Raw genomic sequence first — 18,882 nt, forward strand, 5'->3', positions numbered from 1 at the left:
CTAGGAGAACACAGGGCGGTGGATGCCAGCGTCATTTGCGGTAGATAGGCTCGGTGGCCATGCGGTTGCTGGTGACCGGCGGCGCGGGATTCATCGGAGCCAATTTCGTGCGCCGAGCTGTGCGGCAGCGTCCCGACGTACGCCTGACGGTGTTGGATTCGCTGACCTATGCCGGTAGCCGCGAGTCGCTGCGCGGGGTGGACTCCGAGATCCGCCTCGTCGAAGGCGATGTCACCGATGCCGCGCTGGTCGGCACACTCGTCGCCGACGCCGATGCGGTCGTGCATTTCGCCGCCGAGACGCACGTCGACAACGCCCTGGCCGACCCGGAACCGTTCGTGCACTCGAATGTGCTCGGCACCTTCACGGTCCTGGAGGCCATCCGGCATGCATCCACCACGAGACCGATACGGCTGCACCATATTTCGACCGACGAAGTGTACGGGGACCTGGCGCTCGACGATCCGGCCCGCTTCACCGAATCCACCCCGTACAACCCGTCGAGCCCCTATTCGTCGACCAAGGCGGCGGCCGACATGCTGGTGCGCGCGTGGGTGCGGTCCTACCGGGTGGCCGCGACCCTGTCGAACTGCTCCAACAACTACGGGCCCTATCAGCATGTGGAGAAGTTCATCCCGCGCCAGATCACCAACGTGCTGACCGGACGGCGTCCCAAGCTGTACGGCACCGGGGCGAACGTGCGTGACTGGATCCACGTCGACGACCACAACAGCGCGGTGTGGCGGATCCTGACCGACGGGACGCTCGGGCGCACCTACCTGATCGGCGCCGACGGCGAACGCGACAACCTGACGGTGATGCGGACCATCCTGCGCCTGATGGGCCGCTCCCCCGACGACTTCGACCACGTGACCGACCGGGCCGGCCACGACCTGCGCTATGCCATCGACCCCACCCCTCTTCGGGACGAACTCGGCTGGCGACCGGAGCACACCGACTTCGAAAGCGGGCTGCGCGACACCATCGAGTGGTACCGCGACAACGAATCCTGGTGGGGCCCACTCAAAGATGCTGTGGAGGCAACGTACGAGGAGCGACGGCAGTGAACGTGCGCGAGCTCGACGTCCCCGGCGCGTGGGAGATCACGCCCGTGGTGCACAGCGACGCGCGGGGGGCGTTCTTCGAGTGGTTCACCGACCCCGGGTTCAGCGCGATCACCGGGCACCGGTTCGACCTTCGGCAGGCCAACTGCTCGGTGTCGCGGGCCGGGGTGCTGCGCGGGGTGCATTTCGCGCAGTTGCCGCCGGGTCAGGCCAAGTACGTGTCGTGCATGCGGGGCGCCGTCGTCGACGTCGTGGTCGACATCCGGGTCGGCTCGCCCACCTTCGGCCGGTGGGACGCGGTCGTGCTGGACGACACCGCGCACCGGTCGGTGTATCTCTCCGAGGGACTCGGACACGCTTTCCTTGCACTGCAGGATGATTCGATGGTGAGCTACCTGTGCTCGGCCGGCTACGACCCCGTCCGCGAGCACACCGTCGACCCGCTGGACCCGACCCTGGGAATCGACTGGCGGTCCTGGCTGACGGGCCGCTGGGCCGGCGAGCTGATCCTGTCCGACCGCGACCGGGACGCCCCTTCGCTCGAGCAGGCGCGCGCGGCCGGGCTGCTCCCGACATGGGAGCAGGCGCAGGCATTCGTCGCGGAACTGCGTCAGGAGCGGCGGCCATAGTTCCAGGCCGACGAACCGTCAGCTGTGTTCGGCTCCTCCGCGAGCATCAGCAGGATGCCGGACCGGTGAAACCGCGGCCCGCGCCTCGGAGCGCCGGTTCCACCATGGTTCGATCTTGTCACTAAAGAACGGAATGTACAGCGTGTACATGAGTCCGCCGTAGACCAGCAGATTCACAAAACGGGCCAAGCTGTCGGAAAGCAGGATCATCATGGAACAGTGGAGCCCAACGCCGATCACGAGGGCGACCCAACGCGTGCTCCGGAACCAGAACCCGACGGCGAGAAAGCCTTCGGCGATGACGACGCCGATGCTCATCGGGATCAGCAGCGCTGAAGGAGCCGGCTGCCCGATGACGGTGGCCCATACAGACCGTTCCACCATCGAGATGTGCAGTTCGGTGCCGGAAAGGAAGACGTCGTTGACCTTCGCGAGAGTCCCGAACGCGTACACGATGGTGAGCTGAATCTTGAGGAGCAACGCGACCTCGATGTCGACCGCGAGGATCAACGCAATGAGGATCAACAGGTAGAGGTGGTGGTTGTACGCACCGAACGGGATCAGGAACATCAGGCCCGTGGCGACCACGACCGATGCTGCGAGGCGCCGGCGATAGCCGACGATGAGCGCGATGCCGGCCGCGGCCATCAGCAATCCGCAGGCAACCGCCAGTACACCAATGCTGAACGATCCCGCCGTCGCAACCGTGCCGATCAGCAAAGACACGGCCTTCAATGTGCACAAAGCACCAAACGCGCTGCGGAAGACGTTCAACATGAAACGAACTCGGTAAAGTCGTCAAGCTCGGGGTCATCCGCCCGCCGCTGCACCGCGACCAGCTCGGGGTTCGCGTCGCACAACATCGCAGGGACCGAGTAGTCGTACGCGACGCCGCGGAGGACAGGGATGAGCCCCTCGGTGCTCAGCGCAATTTCTTCGCCGGCATCATCGATGCCGAAGTACTCAATACTCGAGGCCCTGCTGTACATCTGCCAGGAAAACGGGAACTCCGTGGTCGGCTGCGAACCCTCTTTCACCCAGCGGAGCCCAAGAAATCCGGCAGGAACGAGAATCTGGATGCCGACGAACAGCATGGCGAGGATGCGGTTCCGCGGCGAAATAGGGCGCTTCACTACATCGCGCATGACACGGTCCCCTCCGATATCCGACGCCGGACGATCCGCCCGAGACACGAACCGGATGGGCGCGTGCGCAGCGAATCCCCGAACCGCTGCGATCCCGCGTCCCATCTGCATGCCAATTGGGAGCCGACCAGCTGGGGCGCCGGATCGGGCGAAATGTTATGCGCCGACCATACAATTTTCAGCGAACACCTGTAGCTGATTGGCGCACTAAGTCGAAGCCACTCCGACCAGCTTCCGACATCTCTTGTCGTAGACGCCAATCCCGCCTCTTGCCAAGCGCGGTCACGATTACTAGGATATCCAAGTATCTACGCGGAAGGCTTCACCATGACCACACAGACAGCGGATACCCGTATCCCCCATTTCATCGACGGGAAGCGCAGCGAGCTCTCGTCCACCCGTACGGCCGACGTGCTGAACCCGAGCACCGGCGAGGTTCAGGCGCAGGTCCTGCTGGCCAGCAAGGCCGACGTCGACACCGCCGTCGCCTCGGCCGTGGAGGCCCAGAAGGAATGGGCCGCCTGGAACCCGCAGCGCCGCGCCCGCGTGATGATGAAGTTCATCGAGCTGGTCCACGCCAACATCGAGGAATTGGCAGAACTGCTCTCCATCGAGCACGGCAAGACGGTCGCCGACTCCAAGGGCGACATCCAGCGCGGCATCGAGGTCATCGAGTTCGCGATCGGCATCCCGCACCTGCTCAAGGGTGAGTTCACCGAGAACGCCGGCAGCGGCATCGACGTCTACTCCATCCGGCAGCCGCTCGGCGTCGTCGCCGGAATCACGCCGTTCAACTTCCCCGCCATGATCCCGCTGTGGAAGGCCGGCCCGGCGCTCGCATGCGGAAACGCGTTCATCCTCAAGCCTTCCGAGCGGGACCCCTCGGTGCCGGTGCGCCTGGCCGAGCTGTTCGGAGAGGCCGGGCTGCCCGCCGGTGTCTTCCAGGTGGTCCAGGGCGACAAGGAAGCGGTCGACGCGATCCTGACCCACCCCGACATCCAGGCCGTCGGCTTCGTCGGCAGCTCCGACATCGCGCAGTACATCTACTCGACCGCCGCGGCGCACGGAAAGCGTTCACAGTGCTTCGGTGGCGCGAAGAACCACATGATCATCATGCCCGACGCCGATCTCGACCAGGCCGTCGATGCGCTGATCGGCGCCGGCTACGGCAGCGCCGGCGAGCGCTGCATGGCGATCAGCGTCGCGGTGCCCGTCGGCGAAGAGACCGCGAACCGTCTGCGTAATCGCTTGGTGGAGCGTGTCAATCAGCTCCGGGTCGGCCACAGCCTCGATCCGAAGGCCGACTACGGACCGCTGGTCACCGGTGCTGCGCTCGAGCGCGTGCGTGACTACATCGGCCAGGGCGTCGAGGCCGGCGCCGAGCTGGTGGTCGACGGGCGCGAGCGCGCCACCGACGAACTGACCTTTGACGGAGCGGAGCTTTCTGCCGGATTTTTCATAGGCCCCACCCTGTTCGACCACGTCACCACCGACATGTCGATCTACACCGACGAGATCTTCGGGCCGGTGCTGTGCATCGTGCGCGCCAAGGACTACGAAGAAGCGCTGAGCCTGCCGACCAAGCACGAGTACGGCAACGGCGTGGCGATCTTCACCCGCGACGGTGACGCCGCCCGTGACTTCGTGTCCAAGGTCCAGGTCGGCATGGTCGGGGTGAACGTGCCGATCCCGGTCCCGGTGGCCTACCACACCTTCGGCGGCTGGAAGCGGTCCGGCTTCGGCGACCTCAACCAGCACGGGCCGGCGTCGATCCAGTTCTACACCAAGGTCAAGACCGTCACCGAGCGGTGGCCGTCGGGCATCAAGGATGGCGCCGAATTCGTCATCCCCACCATGAAATAGATTCGGAAATGGACTATTTCGGCATGGACGAGGACGAACGCGTCATCGTCGAGACGGCGGCCGCGTTCGCGGAGAAGCGGCTGGCCCCGCACGCGCTGGAGTGGGACGAAACGCACCACTTCCCCACCGACGTGCTGCGCGAGGCCGCCGAACTCGGCATGGCGGCGATCTACTGCCGCGACGACGTGGGCGGCAGCGAGCTGCGGCGTATCGACGCGGTACGCATCTTCGAGAAGCTGGCGACCGCCGATCCGACCGTCGCGGCGTTCCTGTCGATCCACAACATGTGCGCGTGGATGGTCGACAGCTTCGGCACCGAGGAGCAGCGCAAGGAATGGGTGCCACGGATGGCGTCCATGGAGACGATCGCCAGTTACTGCCTGACCGAACCGGGCGCCGGATCGGATGCAAGCGCCTTGCGCACCAGGGCGGTTCGCTCGGGGTCGGATTTCGTCCTGGACGGGGTGAAGCAGTTCATCTCGGGTGCGGGCACCTCCGAGGTCTACGTGGTGATGGCCCGCACCGGCGATGACGGACCGCGCGGCATCTCGACGTTCGTGGTTCCGAAGGACACCCCGGGCCTGAGCTTCGGCACCGACGAGGTGAAGATGGGCTGGAACGCCCAGCCCACCAAGCAGGTCATCTTCGAAGGCGCCCGGGTGCCCGCCGACGCTCTGCTCGGCGGAACCGAGGGTGAGGGCACCGGGTTCGGCATCGCGATGAAGGGTCTCAACGGCGGACGCATCAACATTGCGGCCTGCTCGCTGGGCGGCGCGCAGGCGGCCTACGACAAGTCGGTGGCGTACCTGGCCGACCGGCAGGCGTTCGGCGGGTCCCTGCTCGACGAGCCGACCATCCGGTTCACGCTCGCCGACATGGCCACCGCGCTGGAGACGTCACGGGCGTTGTTGTGGCGCGCGGCAACGGCTTTGGACAACGAGCACCCGGAGCGCGTCGAGTTGTGCGCGATGGCCAAACGCTATGTCACCGACGCCTGCTTCGAGGTCGCCGACCAGGCCCTGCAACTGCACGGCGGCTACGGCTACCTGCGCGAATACGGGCTGGAGAAGATCGTGCGCGATCTGCGGGTGCATCGCATCCTGGAGGGCACCAACGAAATCATGCGCGTGGTGATCGGGCGGTCCGCCGCCGCCCGTGCCCGCGCTTCCTGACAAGAGAGGTCAGACTCTATGACGACGATCGCGTTCCTGGGCCTGGGCAACATGGGCGGCCCGATGGCGGCGAACCTTGTGGCGGCCGGGCACGCCGTGCACGCCTTCGACCTGGTCGACGACCTGAAGGCGGCGGCAAAAGCCAAGGGCGCGAGCGTTTTCGACAGCGCCGCGGCCGCGGTCGCCGACGCCGACGTGGTGATCACGTCGCTGCCCAACGGCACCATCGTCAAGACCGTGTATGACGAGGTGGTGCCGGCGGCCAAGGCGGGCGCCCTGCTGATCGACACGTCCACGATCTCGGTCGACGACGCCCGCGCCATCCACACCCAGGCGACCGGCAAGGGACTGTCCCAGATCGACGCGCCGGTCTCCGGCGGCATCAAGGGCGCCACGGCGGGCACGCTGGCGTTCATGGTCGGCGGCGAGAACGACGCGTTCGAGCGCGCCAAGCCGGTGCTGGAACCCATGGCGGGCAAGATCATCCACTGCGGCGCCTCCGGCGCCGGGCAGGCCGCGAAGCTGTGCAACAACATGGTCCTCGCCGTGCAGCAGATCGCGATCGGCGAGGCGTTCGTGCTCGCCGAGAAGCTCGGGCTACCCGCCCAGTCGCTGTTCGACGTGATCACCGGTGCCACCGGAAACTGCTGGGCCGTGCACACCAACTGCCCCGTGCCCGGGCCGGTTCCGACGTCACCGGCGAACAACGATTTCAAGCCCGGCTTCGCGACGGCACTGATGAACAAGGACCTCGGCCTGGCGATGGCTGCGGTGAACTCGACCGGGGCGTCGGCGCCGCTGGGCACCCACGCCGCCGAGATCTACGAGCAGTTCACCAAGGACCACGCCGAGAAGGACTTCAGCGCGATCATCGAGATGCTGCGCGGTTGAGCCCGCGCCGCACCGCTTAGGCGGCCGTTGGGCTGCGGTGCGTGTCGTTCCACGAGTCGTGCAGGCGCTGACAGTCGCCGACACACCGCGGGGCCGCTGCGTCGCTGTCGATCAGGACGGTCGCCACGCCGGTGGCCGCGGCCGCGCGTCGGCTCTCCTGCGACCCCGCGAACGCCAGACACTCCTGCGCAGGGGCGCCGAGTTCGGCCAGCATGGCCGCGTACAGCTCACCGCGCGGGGCGTCGTCGGTGGTGACGATCGTGGTCACCACGCCGTCGCCGACGAGTTGCCGCACCAGCGGTTCGACCCAGGTATGGCTGCCCGTGCTGATCAGCCCGACGCCGATGCCGGCACCGTAGGCCTCGGCGATGAGCTCCGCCATCCCGGGCCGCGCCGTGATGTCGGCGTCGAGCACCGTCTCGTCGAGGATCATCGCCTTCGTCGCGCAGATCTCGTCGACCAGCAGCTCGGCGAGCACGTCGCATTCGGTCATCACGCCCCGCTTGCGCAGTTCAGCGGCGACGCGGCGACGTTCGTCGGGCAGCGCCTGCAGTTGCCGGTAGCGCGCGGACGTCCACTCGATGTCCAATCCGAGCTCGGCGAACGCCTTGTTGAAGGCGGGCCGGTGACCGGCGTCCTCGATGTCGGCGAGCGCGTCGAGATCGAAGATCACCGCGCGCAGCATCTTCATCGGCTGGGCCGGGGCGCCGTTGGGCTGGGGCCAGTCCCACCAGAATCGGCCGGCCCGCCATGCTCTCTGCTCTGTCGATTGCACGATCAGATCGTGGCGCACGTCACACCTGATCCGCCTCCCCCGCGCGGGGGATTGTCCGGGCCAAGTTGGGCAGCGACCCGCCGGCGCGCCTCTAAGGTGGGGGCCATGGCTGCCGATCCGGTGCGCATCGTGCTGGTCGACGACCACGAGATGGTCATCGAGGGCCTCAAGGCCATGCTCGCCGCGTTCGGCGACCGGGTCACCGTGGTCGGCCAGGCAGTGGGCGCAGACCACGTGCTGGGCGTGGTCGCCGGCCTGGACCCCGACATCGTGCTCTGCGATGTGCGCATGCAGGGCTCCAGCGGGCTGGACGTGTGCCAGCAGCTGCGCGAACGCGACCCCGGCCGCAAGGTGGTGATGCTGTCGGTCTACGACGACGAGCAGTACCTGTACCAGGCGCTGCGGGTCGGCGCATCGGGCTACCTGCTCAAGAGCATCAGCAGCGAGGAGCTGGTCAAACAGCTCGAGTACGTGCACGGCGGCCAGACCGCGATCGACCCGAGCATGGCGGCCCGGGCCGCCGACACCGCGGCCCGGATGCAGCGCGACGAGTTCTGGCCAGGCGCCCGGCACGGTCTGACCCAGCGGGAGAGCGAGATCCTGGCACTGGTGGTCAACGGACTGTCCAACCGCGCCATCGCCGCCAGGCTCATCATCGGCGACGAAACCGTCAAGACCCACCTGAGCTCCATCTACCGCAAGCTCGGCGTGTCCGACCGCACCGGCGCCGTGGCCACCGCGCTGCGGGAAGGCATCTACCAGTGACCCGGCCACTGCTGACCGCCGACCGCGAGCTCGCGCTGCTGCGCGAACTCATCAGGGCCGCATCCAGCGGTCCCGGCGTCGAGCCGCTGGCCGCCGCGGCGGCCAGGATGATCACCGCGGCCACCGACTCCGACGTGTGCTTCGTGCACGTGCTCGACGACACCGAGCGCTCGCTGACGCTGGCCGGCGCCACCCCGCCGTTCGACTCGGAGGTCGGCAAGATCAGATTGCCACTGGGACAGGGTATTTCGGGTTGGGTAGCCGGCAACCGGCAGCCGGTGGTGATCAAGAAGGACAAGGAGTCCGACCCTCGCTACCTGCCGTTCCAGTCGCTGCGCGGCCGCGATTTCACCTCGATGGTGTCGGTGCCGATGGAGACCGACCCGGGCGGACTGGTCGGCGTGCTCAACGTGCACACCGTGGCCGAGCGCGACTTCGGCGACCGCGATGTGGAACTGCTGCTGGTCATCGGTCGCCTGATCGCCGGTGCGATGCACCAGGCCCGGCTGCACCGGCAGCTGGTGGCGCGCGAGCGTGCGCACGAGAACTTCGTCGAGCAGGTGATCGAGGCGCAGGAACTGGAGCGCCGCAGGCTCGCCGGCGACATCCACGACGGCATCTCCCAGCGCCTGGTCACGCTGTCCTACCGCCTCGACGCCGCCGCTCAGGCCGCGAGATCACCGGGCGATCGGGACGCCCTGCACGAGCAGCTGGACCGGGCCCGGGAGCTCGCCGAGCTGACGCTGCAGGAAGCCCGCGCCGCGATCAGCGGGTTGCGACCGCCGGTGCTCGACGACCTCGGGCTCTCCGGCGGGCTGGCCAGCCTGGCCCGCTCGATCCCGCAGATCACGATCGACGTCGACCTCGACGACACCCGCCTCCCCGACCACATCGAGCTGGCCCTGTACCGCATCGCGCAGGAATGCCTGCAGAATGTCGTCAAGCACGCCGACGCCTCGCTGGCACGGCTGGTGTTCCGGGTCGACGACAACACAGCCAGGCTCGAGATCGCCGACGACGGAGTCGGTTTCGACACCTTCGAACATCCGTTGGGCAGTGACGAGATGGGTGGTTACGGGCTGTTGTCGATGGCCGAGCGCGCGGAGATCGTCGGCGGCCGGCTCAACATCCGCTCCCGGCCCGGCTCGGGCACCACCGTCACCGCGACGATCCCGCTGCCGCCGGTCACCCACCCGGCCGCGGACACCGACCGGACGTGAGCTGACGCGTCAGAAGTCGCCGGCGCTGTGGCGCAGTGTCTGGATCGCCTCGGCCAGCGTCCGGGACTGTTCGGCCGAGATACCGATGTCGGCGAACACGTCGTTGTTCAGCGTCACCGTCGCATCCTCGACCGTCGAGCGGCCCAGCTCGGTGATCCGCACCAGCGTGGTGCGGCCGTCGGTCGGGTGCGGCACGCGTTCGACCAGACCGTCGGCCTCCAGCCGGCGGATCGCGTGCGTGACGCTGGTGACGTGCACCTGCAGCCGGTCGGAGGCCTTGGTGATCGGCAGCGCCCCGGTACGGCTGAAGGCCAGCAGGCGCAGCAGCTCGAACCGCGAGAAACTCAGGTCGTAGGGCCGCAGCGCGGTCTCCACCCGGGCCAGCAGGATCTGATGGGCCCGCATCACCGAGGTGACCGCGACCATGCCGTCGGCGACGTCCCCCCACCCGGAGCGTTCCCAGTTCGCGCGCGCGGTGGCGATCGGGTCGCGCCGTTCGGATGCCACGCCTCTTCTTACCGCACGGCCCGCACCGGTTCACAGCCGCCGTTCCAGCAACACCTTTCCGTCCGGCGCCGACACCAGCTGCACGGCCGCGATCTGCGTCATGGGCATCGGGGTGGTGGCGCTGGGCAGAGCGGTGGCGCCCGAGACGCCCAGCCAGGTGGCGATCTCGCTGCGGCTCCCGTCGTGGCCGATCACCACCATGCCGAGGTTCTGCGGGGGCGCGTCCCGGCGTCCCCAGTCCCCGTACGAACAGGCCATGTCGATGCGCGTACCCCAGCCGTAGCCTTCGAGCGCGATGCTGGCGTTGATCGGCGTCTCGGCGAGCTTGGTCATCTCCTGCATCTGCGCGACGGGCTGATCAGACGGCGGCCGGATCACGAGCACCAGCGCCACGGCCAGCGCCGCGGCGGCCACCCCGACCGCGGCCGTGGTGAGCCACCGGGCGCGGCGGCGCCGCGCACCGGCGCGCTCGATCGCGTCGACGTCGTCGGCCGCCAGCACGGCCAGCATCTGCGGCATGTCGGTGATCTCGGTGACCGCCGAGCGGCAGTGCCGGCAGCCGGCCAGGTGATGTTCGTACTCGCGGCGTTCGTCACCGTCGAGCGCGCCGAGCACATACGCGGCGTCCCACGTCAGGTAGCGGTCCTGCATCACGGCGTCACCCCCATCTCCTGCAGTCCGAGCCGCAGCGCGCGGACCGCGTAGTGCAGCCGGGACTTCACGGTGCCCTCCGGGATCCTCAGGTCCGCGGCGATCTGTCCCGTGGTCCAGCCCTGGTAGTAGGCCCGCCGCACGACGGCCCGGTGTTCGTCGGACAGCCTGCCCAGCGCAGTGCGCAGCAGCATCCGGTTCAGCGTGGTGTCCGACTCGTCGGGTGAGGCCCGGTCGGCGACATACTCGACGTCGGGCATCCCGGTCTCGTGACGGGACCGGGCGCTGCGGTGTTCGTCGATGATCATGTTGCGCGCGACGGTGAACAGCCAGGCTCGCGCCGAGCGGTCGGCGTCGGCGGTGACCTCGGGGTGGCGCCACGCCCTCAGCAGCGTCTCCTGCACGATGTCCTCGGCCCTGGCCCGATCACCGGTCAGCCGCAGCGCGTAACTCCAGAGCGCGGCCGCATGCTCGTCGTAGAGCGCCCGCATCGTCGCCGGATCGTCCATCACGTCCTCCGTCTACGACACGACGGCGGAGGACGATCGGTTCAGACCGGTCTCAGGCGGTCAGAATCCTCGGTCCGTCGTCGGTGACCGCGACAGTGTGCTCCCAGTGTGCCGCGCGGGAGCCGTCGGCGGTGACGACGGTCCAGCCGTCGTCGAGCACGATCGTCTTGCTCGTCCCGAGGGTGAGCATCGGCTCGATGGCCAGCACCGAGCCCGGGGCCAGGTACGGACCGCGGCCCGGTGACCCCTCATTGGGCAAAAACGGGTCCATGTGCATCTCGCGGCCGATGCCGTGGCCGCCGTAACCGGCGACGATGCCGAACGTGCGGCCGTGCCGCTTCGCCGCGGCCCGGGTGCCCTGCTCGATCGCGTGCGAGACGTCGGTCAGCCGGTTGCCCGGCACCATGGCGGCGATGCCGGCCTCCATGGATTCCCGGGTGGCGGCCGACAGCGCATCGTCGACGGCGATGACGCCGCCGACGCCGAACGTGACCGCCGAGTCGCCGTGCCAGCCGTCGAGGATGGCGCCGCAGTCGATCGACACCAGATCCCCGGCCGCCAGCTTCTCGTCAGCGGTCGGGATGCCGTGCACCACGCGGTCGTTCACCGACGCGCAGATCGACGCCGGGAAGCCGTGGTAGCCGAGGAATGACGGAACACCTCCGCCGTCCCGGATCACCGATTCGGCGACGGCGTCGAGCTCGAGCGTGGACACGCCCGGCGCGGCCGCGGCCCGCACCGCGCGCAGGGCGGCGGCGACCAGCGCGCCGGCGGCGGCCATCGCGTCCAGCTCACCGGCAGTGCGCTGGGGAACGACCTTGCGGCTGCGGAGCCCGGGAATGGAGACCATTCAGCGGCCGAGCGCGGTGAGCGCCCGCTCGAAGACCTTGTCGAGCTCGCCGACGGCGTCGACGGTCTTGAGGTCGGCGGAGTAGTAGTCCAGCAGCGGCGCGGTCTCGTCCCGGTAGACCTTGAACCGGTTGCGGATCACGTCCTCGGTGTCGTCGGCGCGACCGCGGCCCTTCAGACGGGAGACCAGTTCCTCCTCCGGGACCCGGAACTCGACCACCGCGTCGAGCGCCTGGCCGCGCTTCTCCAGCATCTCGGCGAGGGCCTTGGCCTGCTCCACCGAGCGCGGGAAGCCGTCGAGGATGAAGCCCTGCTTGGCGTCCTCGTCGTCGAGGCGGTCGTCGACCAGCGCGTTGGTGAGCGTGGCGGGGACCAGGTCGCCGGCGTCGAGATACTTCTTGGCCTCGATGCCCAGCTCGGTGTTGTTGCTGATGTTGTGACGGAACAGATCGCCGGTCGAGATGTGCGGGATGCCGAGCTTCTCCGCCAGCTTCGCGGCCTGCGTACCCTTGCCCGCGCCGGGCGGTCCCAACAACACGATTCTCACTTGAGGAACCCTTCATAGTTGCGCTGCATGAGCTGGCTTTCGATTTGCTTGACGGTGTCGAGCGCGACGCCCACGGCGATGAGGACGGCGGTACCGCCGAACGGCAGGTTCTGCACCGAACCGGTGTTGCCGATCTCAAGGAACAGGTTCGGCAGCACGGCGATGATGCCGAGGTAGATCGAGCCCGGCAGCGTGATGCGAGACAGCACGAACCGCAGGTAGTCGGCGGTCGGCTTGCCCGGGCGGATGCCGGGGATGAAGCCGCCGTACTTCTTCATCTCGTCGGCGCGTTCCTCGGGGTTGAACGTGATCGAGACGTAGAAGTAGGTGAAGAACACGATCAGGCCGAAGTAGATCGCTATGTAGACCGGGCTGCTCGGGTCGGTCAGGTACTCGGCGACGAAGGTCTGCCACCACCCGGTGCTCGGGGTGTCGCTGGCGCTGGTGATCAGCTGGGTGATCAGGTGCGGGATGTAGATCAGCGACGACGCGAAGATGACCGGGATGACGCCGGCCTGGTTGACCTTCAACGGCAGATAGGTCGACGTGCCGCCGTACATCTTGCGGCCCACCATGCGCTTGGCGTACTGGACCGGGATACGGCGCTGACCCTGCTCGACGAAGACCACGCCGACGACGATCGCGACGGCCGCGAGACACACCAGCGTGAAGACCATGCCACCGCGGCTGTCCAGGATGTTCTTGCCCTCACCCGGGATCGACGCCGCGATGCTGGCGAAGATGATCAGCGACATGCCGTTGCCGACGCCGCGCTCGGTGACGAGCTCGCCCATCCACATGACCAGCGCCGCGCCGGCGGTCATCACGATGACGATGACGGCCAGGGTGCCGATGTTGAGGCCCTCGCTCTGCCCCTCGATGATGTCGAGCGCACAACCCTGCAGCAGCCCGCCGTTGGCGGCCAGCGCCACGATGCTGGTCGCCTGCAGGATCGCCAGCGCGATCGCGAGGTAGCGGGTGTACTGAGTGAGCTTCGTCTGGCCTGCCTGCCCCTCTTTGCGCAGCTGCTCGAAGCGCGGGATCACCACGCCGAGCAGCTGCACGATGATGCTCGCGGTGATGTAGGGCATGATGCCCACCGCGAACACCGACAGCTGCAGCAGCGCGCCGCCGGAGAACAGGTTGATCAGCGAGTAGATCTGTCCGGACTCGCCGCCGCTGACCTGGGCGATGCACTGCTGCACGTTCGGGTAGTTCACCCCCGGCGACGGCACCGAGGCGCCGACCCGGTAGAGGATCACGATGCCGAGCGTGAACAGGATCTTTCGCCTCAGATCGACTGTCCGCAGTGATGAGATGAAAGCCGAGAGCACTCTTTCCTCCTGCACGGCCGGTCGATCTCGGCGTGCTCATGTGGCTGGCGGAACCAGCGTCGTGGTTAAGGCGTGGGCGCGACGGCACGAGCAGGCAGAACAGCCTGCGCAAGTCACGCGTTCAAACAGTCTACGAGACTAACAGTTGCAGGTTGGTTGCCCCGAATCCGGCGGCCCCGGAATCGGCGTACATTCGAAGGCAGTTATTAACCTGGCTAATTAATAGGAACAGGATTTCCGCGCATGCCACGTACCGACAACGACACCTGGGACCTCGCCTCGAGCGTGGGTGCGACCGCGACGATGGTCGCCGCCGCACGCGCGGTGGCCACCCGTGCCGAGCAGCCCGTGATCGACGATCCATTCGCCGAACCGCTGGTGCGCGCGGTCGGGGTCGACTTCTTCACCCGTCTGGCCACCGGTGAGCTGACGACGGCCGAACTGGACGCCCGTGACGGCGGCGAGTCCCCCGTCGGGATGAGCCGGTTCGCCGACGGCATGGCCGCCCGCACCCGGTTCTTCGACGACTTCTTCGCCGCCGCGATCGCCGCCGGTGTCCGGCAGGGCGTCATCCTGGCCTCCGGCCTGGACGCCCGCGCCTACCGGCTGACGTGGCCCGAGGACATGACGCTGTTCGAGATCGACCAGCCCGAGGTGCTGGAGTTCAAGGCCCGGACGCTGGCCGACCTCGGCGCCGCCCCGTCGACGACGTTGAAGACGGTCGCCATCGATCTGCGCAACGACTGGCCCGCGGCGCTGGCCGAGGCCGGCTTCGATGCGAGCGCGCCGACGGCGTGGATCGCCGAGGGGCTGCTGGGCTACCTGCCGCCGGAAGCGCAGGACCGGCTGCTGGACACGATCACCGAGCTGAGCCCGGCGGGCAGCCGGCTGGCGGTCGAGGCCGTGCCCACTCATCAGGACGTCGACGACGACGAGCTGCGCGAGCAGATGAAGGAGTCCACCGACCGCTGGCGGGCCCACGGGTTCGACATCGACTTCTCCGACCTCGTGTTCACCGGGGATCGCGCGGAGGTCGACGAGTACCTGCGCGACCGCGGCTGGACCGTGGACGCGACACCCACCAACGACCTGCTGACCCGGTACGGCCTGACGTCGTTGAGCCCCGACGAGCGCTTCGGCGACGTGCGGTACGTCAACGCGAGCAAGTAGAGGGGACCGCAGATGGCACGCACCGAGGGCGACTCCTGGGATCTTACGTCGAGCGTCGGGGCGACGGCGACGATGGTCGCCGCTGCGCGCGCCATCGCCAGCCGCGAACCCGCGCCGCTGATTGACGACCCGTATGCAGCACCATTGGTGCGCGCGGTCGGGATCGAGTTCTTCACCAAGGTCGTCGCCGGAGAGATCGACTACGCCTCCGGTGACGACTCCGGGGGAGCCTCGTTAATGACGGACGTGATGGCAGTCCGGACGCGGTTCTTCGACGACTTCTTCGCCGACGCGTGTGGAGCCGGGCCGCAACAGATCACGCAGGCCGTCATCCTGGCGTCGGGGCTGGACTCCCGCGCCTACCGGCTGGATTGGCCGACGGGCACCACCGTGTTCGAGATCGACCAGCCCGCCGTCATCGAGTTCAAGACGGCGACGCTGGCGGCACTGGGCGCCCAGCCTGCTGCACAACTGCACACCGTTGCGGTCGACCTGCGCGACGACTGGCCGGCCGCGTTGCGCGAGGCCGGCTTCGACGCGGACGTGCCGACCGCGTGGATCGCCGAGGGGCTGCGCGTCTATCTGCCGCCGGATGCGCAGGACCGGCTGTTCGACGAGATCACCCACCTGAGCGCGCCGGGTAGCAGGCTGGCCACCGAGTACCACCCCGATGCCGGGGCGAGCATCGGCGAACGCGGCTGGGGCCTGCGCGATCAGTTTCAGGACCAAGGTCTGGATCTCGACGTGGCGAGCCTGTTCCACACCGCGGCCCGACGTTTTCGCGAAGTACGGCCGCAAGTTCCACGCCCCCGAACGCCTTGCCGCGCTGCGTGATTCGATAGCGCTTACCGCAGACCTCCCCGAAAGGAACTCTCATGACACGCACTGATGGGGACACCTGGGATCTGACCTCGAGCGTCGGCGCCACCGCAACGTCGGTGGCCGCGTCCCGGGCGTTCGCGAGCCGAGCTCCCGACCCGCTGATCCACGACCCGTATGCCGAGCTCCTCGTCGAGGCCGTCGGCATCCCGCACTTCGTCAAGGTCGCCACGGGCGAGATCGACTTCACGGTCGGCGCCGACGATGATCCGCTGTTCGGCGCCGACCAGATGAAGAGCCACATCGCGGTGCGCACCCGCTTCTTCGACGACTTCTTCACCGACGCGGGCGCCGCCGGTATCCGCCAGGCCGTCATCCTGGCCTCGGGGCTCGACACCAGGGCCTACCGGCTGGCCTGGCCCGCGGGCACCGTCGTCTACGAGATCGACCAGCCGTCCGTCATCGAGTTCAAGACCCGGGTCCTCGACGATGCCGGCGCAGCGCCCACCACCGACCGTAGGACCGTCGGGATCGATCTTCGCGAGGATTGGCCGAAAGCGTTGCACGAGACGGGTTTCGACCGGTCGACTCCGACGGCGTGGATCGCCGAGGGGCTGCTCATCTACCTGCCGCCCGAGGCGCAGGACCGGCTGCTGGACAACATCTCGGATCTCAGCGCGCCCGGCAGCCGGCTGGCCACTGAGCACATGGACATCAAGGCGATGACCGGCGACTGGGCCAAGGCGATGACCGCGCGCGCCCGCAGGCACGGCAGCGACATCAACCTCGAGGAGCTGTTCTACAACGGACCCCGCGCGAGCGCCGGCGACCACCTGCGCGCGCAGGGTTGGCAGACGGAGGTACTGACGAGCTCGCAGGCCTACGTCCAGAACGGTTTTGAGCCCGTCGACGACGCGCTGCGCGCGATGGTCGGCGATTCCGGTTACCTCACAGCGACGTTGGGATAGAACCCATGGCGCGCACCGCAGACGATTCCTGGGATCTGGCCTCCAGCGTGGGAGCGACGGCGACGCTGGTCGCGACCGGCCGGGCGGCGGCCAGTGCCGATCCCGACCCGCTGATCAACGACCCGTTCGCCGAACCTCTGGTTCGGGCCGTCGGCATCGAGTTCTTCACGAAGCTGCTCGACGGTGAGATCGACCTGTCGCAGTTCCCCGACAGTTCGGCAGAGCGTGCGCAGGCGATGATCGACGGAATGGCGGTGCGCACCAAGTTCTTCGACGACTGTTGCGTGGCGGCGACAGCCGCCGGTGTCGCGCAGGTCGTGATCCTGGCCTCCGGGCTGGATGCCCGCGCCTACCGACTGGCGTGGCCGGCGGGCACCGTCGTCTACGAGCTCGACCAGCCGAAGGTGATCGCGTTCAAGACTCAGACATTGAACGGTCTCGGCGCTGCGCCGACGGCGATCCATCGGCCCGTGGCGATCGACCTTCGCGAGGACTGGCCCGCGGCGTTGCGGGAAGCCGGGTTCGACTCGTCACAGCCCACCGCGTGGCTGGCCGAGGGGCTGCTCATCTACCTACCGCCCGAAGCCCAGGACGCGTTGTTCGACCGGATCACCGCGCTGTCCGCGCCGGGTAGCACGATCACCACCGAATACGCGCCCGGCATCATCGATTTCGACGCGGCCAAGGCGAGCGCGCTCTCCGAACCGTTGCGCGACTACGGTCTCGATCTCGACATGCCGTCGCTGGTGTACGCCGGTGCCCGCAGCCACGTCATGGAATATCTGAGCGGTAAGGGCTGGACCGTCACCGGCGCTCCTCGCCTCGAGCTGTTCGAGCGCTACGGCCGAACCGTGCCGGCGGGCGCCGAGGACACTGACCCACTCGGCGAGATCGTCTACGTCAGCGCGACTTTGGCTCAGTAACTGTCGCCGCCTGGCTGCCTTCTCAAATGTCGCGCGGCTCAGCCACAGTCGTGCGCGATGCCATGGCCGGGTCCAACAGAGTGACGGTGCGTGGGGCGGTCGGGGTCTCGATCCGCCGGATGAGCCGCGAGACCGCCAATCTGCCCATTTCGGTGTAGTTGTTGTCGACCGTGGTCAACCCGATGTATCCGAGTTGCGCCAGGTAACTGTTGTCGTAGCCGACGACGCTCAGGTCGTCGGGAACCGCGAGCCCGATCTCTCGTGCCTCTGACATCGCGATGACAGCCGCGTAGTCGTTGTTGGCGAAGATTGCCGTCGGGCGCCCCGTCGGCGCAAGCAGAGCGCGCGCCGCTCGGCGGTCGCCGTCTTCGCTGCGATCACTGATCTCCACCCGGATTTCATCGCCGATACCGTTGCGCTGCATAGCATCTCGATAGCCCTGAATGCGCAGTTCGGCAGCCCGGCCCGTACCGCCGAGGTGCGCGATCCGTCGATGGCCCCGCTCAACCAGATGTGCCACGGCCTTTACCGCGCCTTCGAAGTCGTCGCCGGTGACGACGTCGACCGTCGGCAGATCGGGTTCCCGACCCGATGCGACGACCGTAGGGAGCGATTGCGCGGTCCGCAGAAGTTGGTCAGTCGCGGGCAGCGTGCCCAGACACAGCAGCCCGTCCACGCCGGCATCGACAAATGCGTCGAGAACCGATGCGTCGGTTTCGATCTGCTGATCCTCGGCAAGGAACAAGTTCAGCCCATTGGCGGTGAGCTCGGCCCTGACGGATGCCAGCAGATCGATGTACCACGTGTTGTGCAGATCGCTGACCACGGCTCCCACCGTGAATGTCCGCTGCGAGACCAACGACCGCGCGGCGCGGTTGGGCTTGTACCCGAGCTCTTCGACGGCCGCGAGCACTGCGGCGCGCTTCGCGGCCGTGACGTTGTCGCCGTTGCGGAGCACCAACGACACCAGTGATTTGGAGACCCCGGCACGCTCGGCGACGTCGAAGATCGTCGGACGACCTCGTTGACTCCCACCGTTGACCGCGGCGCCGTCCTGCTTCGTCATATCGATGTCCCAGTT

Annotated in this window: 20 protein-coding genes and 2 pseudogenes; 11 read left to right on the forward strand and 11 right to left on the reverse strand. The window is 67.8% G+C overall.

Translation table 11 applies throughout. The features are described from left to right. Positions 1–59 precede the first annotated feature (59 nt). Together rfbB and ACTWP6_RS14835 are read left to right on the forward strand one after the other, a co-directional pair. Positions 60–1,067: a dTDP-glucose 4,6-dehydratase gene (gene rfbB, locus ACTWP6_RS14830; protein ID WP_260757348.1), complete on the forward strand. Its 1,008-nt coding sequence runs from the start codon at positions 60–62 to the stop codon at positions 1,065–1,067. Beyond that, entirely contained in the window at positions 1,064–1,693 is a 630-nt protein-coding gene (locus ACTWP6_RS14835) for a dTDP-4-dehydrorhamnose 3,5-epimerase family protein (protein ID WP_260757347.1), read from the forward strand. Before rfbB ends, ACTWP6_RS14835 begins: the two co-directional genes overlap by 4 nt. Before the next feature lie 18 nt (positions 1,694–1,711). On the opposite strand, the gene ACTWP6_RS14840 is transcribed toward ACTWP6_RS14835, so the two are convergent. Further along, positions 1,712–2,470, reverse strand: a complete 759-nt coding sequence (locus ACTWP6_RS14840; RefSeq protein WP_443188085.1) for a hypothetical protein — start codon at positions 2,468–2,470, stop codon at positions 1,712–1,714. Further along, a complete protein-coding gene (locus ACTWP6_RS14845; protein WP_443188086.1) occupies positions 2,464–2,838 on the reverse strand; it encodes a hypothetical protein in 375 nt (124 codons plus the stop codon). Before ACTWP6_RS14845 ends, ACTWP6_RS14840 begins: the two co-directional genes overlap by 7 nt. Positions 2,839–3,165: 327 nt before the next feature. Here ACTWP6_RS14845 and ACTWP6_RS14850 point away from each other — a divergent pair, with 327 nt between their 5' ends. From ACTWP6_RS14850 to mmsB, 3 genes are read left to right on the forward strand one after another with little or no spacing between them, the layout of a single operon-like run. Next, positions 3,166–4,701: a CoA-acylating methylmalonate-semialdehyde dehydrogenase gene (locus ACTWP6_RS14850; RefSeq protein WP_443188087.1), complete on the forward strand. Its 1,536-nt coding sequence runs from the start codon at positions 3,166–3,168 to the stop codon at positions 4,699–4,701. Between the two features lie 8 nt (positions 4,702–4,709). Continuing rightward, positions 4,710–5,873: an acyl-CoA dehydrogenase family protein gene (locus ACTWP6_RS14855; protein WP_443188088.1), complete on the forward strand. Its 1,164-nt coding sequence runs from the start codon at positions 4,710–4,712 to the stop codon at positions 5,871–5,873. An 18-nt stretch (positions 5,874–5,891) separates the two neighbouring features. Next, positions 5,892–6,764, forward strand: a complete 873-nt coding sequence (gene mmsB / locus ACTWP6_RS14860) for a 3-hydroxyisobutyrate dehydrogenase (protein ID WP_443188089.1) — start codon at positions 5,892–5,894, stop codon at positions 6,762–6,764. Between the two features lie 16 nt (positions 6,765–6,780). Here the strand turns inward: mmsB and ACTWP6_RS14865 are convergent, their stop codons facing one another. Beyond that, the gene (locus tag ACTWP6_RS14865) at positions 6,781–7,539 is read right to left on the reverse strand and encodes an HAD family hydrolase (RefSeq protein ID WP_443188090.1); all 759 of its coding nucleotides are present in this window, start codon (positions 7,537–7,539) and stop codon (positions 6,781–6,783) included. Positions 7,540–7,644: 105 nt separating this feature from the next. Between ACTWP6_RS14865 and ACTWP6_RS14870 the strand changes: the two genes are divergently transcribed. Next, positions 7,645–8,304, forward strand: coding sequence for a response regulator (locus ACTWP6_RS14870; RefSeq protein WP_443188091.1), 660 nt, complete (start codon positions 7,645–7,647; stop codon positions 8,302–8,304). Further along, positions 8,301–9,524 (forward strand): GAF domain-containing sensor histidine kinase, encoded by a 1,224-nt coding sequence (locus ACTWP6_RS14875; RefSeq protein WP_443188092.1) that lies wholly within the window; start codon positions 8,301–8,303, stop codon positions 9,522–9,524. Before ACTWP6_RS14870 ends, ACTWP6_RS14875 begins: the two co-directional genes overlap by 4 nt. Before the next feature lie 9 nt (positions 9,525–9,533). On the opposite strand, the gene ACTWP6_RS14880 is transcribed toward ACTWP6_RS14875, so the two are convergent. The 6 genes from ACTWP6_RS14880 to secY are packed head-to-tail and all read right to left on the reverse strand — an operon-like array spanning position 9,534 to position 13,921. Next, positions 9,534–10,031 carry a MarR family winged helix-turn-helix transcriptional regulator gene (locus ACTWP6_RS14880; RefSeq protein WP_443188093.1) on the reverse strand — a complete coding sequence of 166 codons (498 nt, stop codon included), beginning with the start codon at positions 10,029–10,031 and terminating at the stop codon, positions 9,534–9,536. Between the two features lie 30 nt (positions 10,032–10,061). Then, positions 10,062–10,682, reverse strand: a complete 621-nt coding sequence (locus ACTWP6_RS14885) for a zf-HC2 domain-containing protein (RefSeq protein ID WP_443188124.1) — start codon at positions 10,680–10,682, stop codon at positions 10,062–10,064. After that, positions 10,682–11,191: a sigma-70 family RNA polymerase sigma factor gene (locus tag ACTWP6_RS14890; RefSeq protein ID WP_260757336.1), complete on the reverse strand. Its 510-nt coding sequence runs from the start codon at positions 11,189–11,191 to the stop codon at positions 10,682–10,684. The genes ACTWP6_RS14885 and ACTWP6_RS14890 overlap by 1 nt, the downstream gene beginning before the upstream one ends. A 52-nt stretch (positions 11,192–11,243) precedes the next feature. After that, the gene (map, locus tag ACTWP6_RS14895; protein WP_443188094.1) at positions 11,244–12,041 is read right to left on the reverse strand and encodes a type I methionyl aminopeptidase; all 798 of its coding nucleotides are present in this window, start codon (positions 12,039–12,041) and stop codon (positions 11,244–11,246) included. Further along, positions 12,042–12,587, reverse strand: a complete 546-nt coding sequence (locus ACTWP6_RS14900; protein WP_260757333.1) for an adenylate kinase — start codon at positions 12,585–12,587, stop codon at positions 12,042–12,044. Then, positions 12,584–13,921, reverse strand: coding sequence for a preprotein translocase subunit SecY (secY, locus tag ACTWP6_RS14905; protein WP_260757332.1), 1,338 nt, complete (start codon positions 13,919–13,921; stop codon positions 12,584–12,586). Before secY ends, ACTWP6_RS14900 begins: the two co-directional genes overlap by 4 nt. A gap of 243 nt (positions 13,922–14,164) precedes the next feature. Between secY and ACTWP6_RS14910 the strand changes: the two genes are divergently transcribed. The 4 genes and pseudogenes from ACTWP6_RS14910 to ACTWP6_RS14925 all read left to right on the forward strand — a co-directional run bounded on the left by ACTWP6_RS14910 (position 14,165) and on the right by ACTWP6_RS14925 (position 17,801). Next, complete coding sequence (locus ACTWP6_RS14910; protein WP_443188095.1) at positions 14,165–15,091, forward strand: SAM-dependent methyltransferase; 927 nt, start codon at positions 14,165–14,167, stop codon at positions 15,089–15,091. A gap of 12 nt (positions 15,092–15,103) precedes the next feature. Beyond that, positions 15,104–15,865, forward strand: a pseudogene (locus tag ACTWP6_RS14915) (class I SAM-dependent methyltransferase); the annotation flags it as partial. 101 nt (positions 15,866–15,966) lie between these two features. Next, on the forward strand, positions 15,967–16,878 hold the full coding sequence (locus tag ACTWP6_RS14920) for a class I SAM-dependent methyltransferase (RefSeq protein WP_260757330.1): 912 nt from the start codon (positions 15,967–15,969) through the stop codon (positions 16,876–16,878). Positions 16,879–16,883: 5 nt separating this feature from the next. Beyond that, entirely contained in the window at positions 16,884–17,801 is a 918-nt protein-coding gene (locus ACTWP6_RS14925) for a class I SAM-dependent methyltransferase (protein WP_260757329.1), read from the forward strand. Positions 17,802–17,823: 22 nt separating this feature from the next. Here ACTWP6_RS14925 and ACTWP6_RS14930 read toward each other — a convergent pair whose 3' ends face one another. Next, entirely contained in the window at positions 17,824–18,627 is an 804-nt protein-coding gene (locus tag ACTWP6_RS14930) for a substrate-binding domain-containing protein (RefSeq protein WP_443188125.1), read from the reverse strand. Between the two features lie 60 nt (positions 18,628–18,687). Further along, positions 18,688–18,867, reverse strand: a pseudogene (locus ACTWP6_RS14935) (LacI family DNA-binding transcriptional regulator); the annotation flags it as partial. Positions 18,868–18,882 lie beyond the last annotated feature (15 nt).

It is taken from the genome of Mycobacterium sp. 4D054 (assembly GCF_052245755.1).
GTDB lineage: Bacteria > Actinomycetota > Actinomycetes > Mycobacteriales > Mycobacteriaceae > Mycobacterium.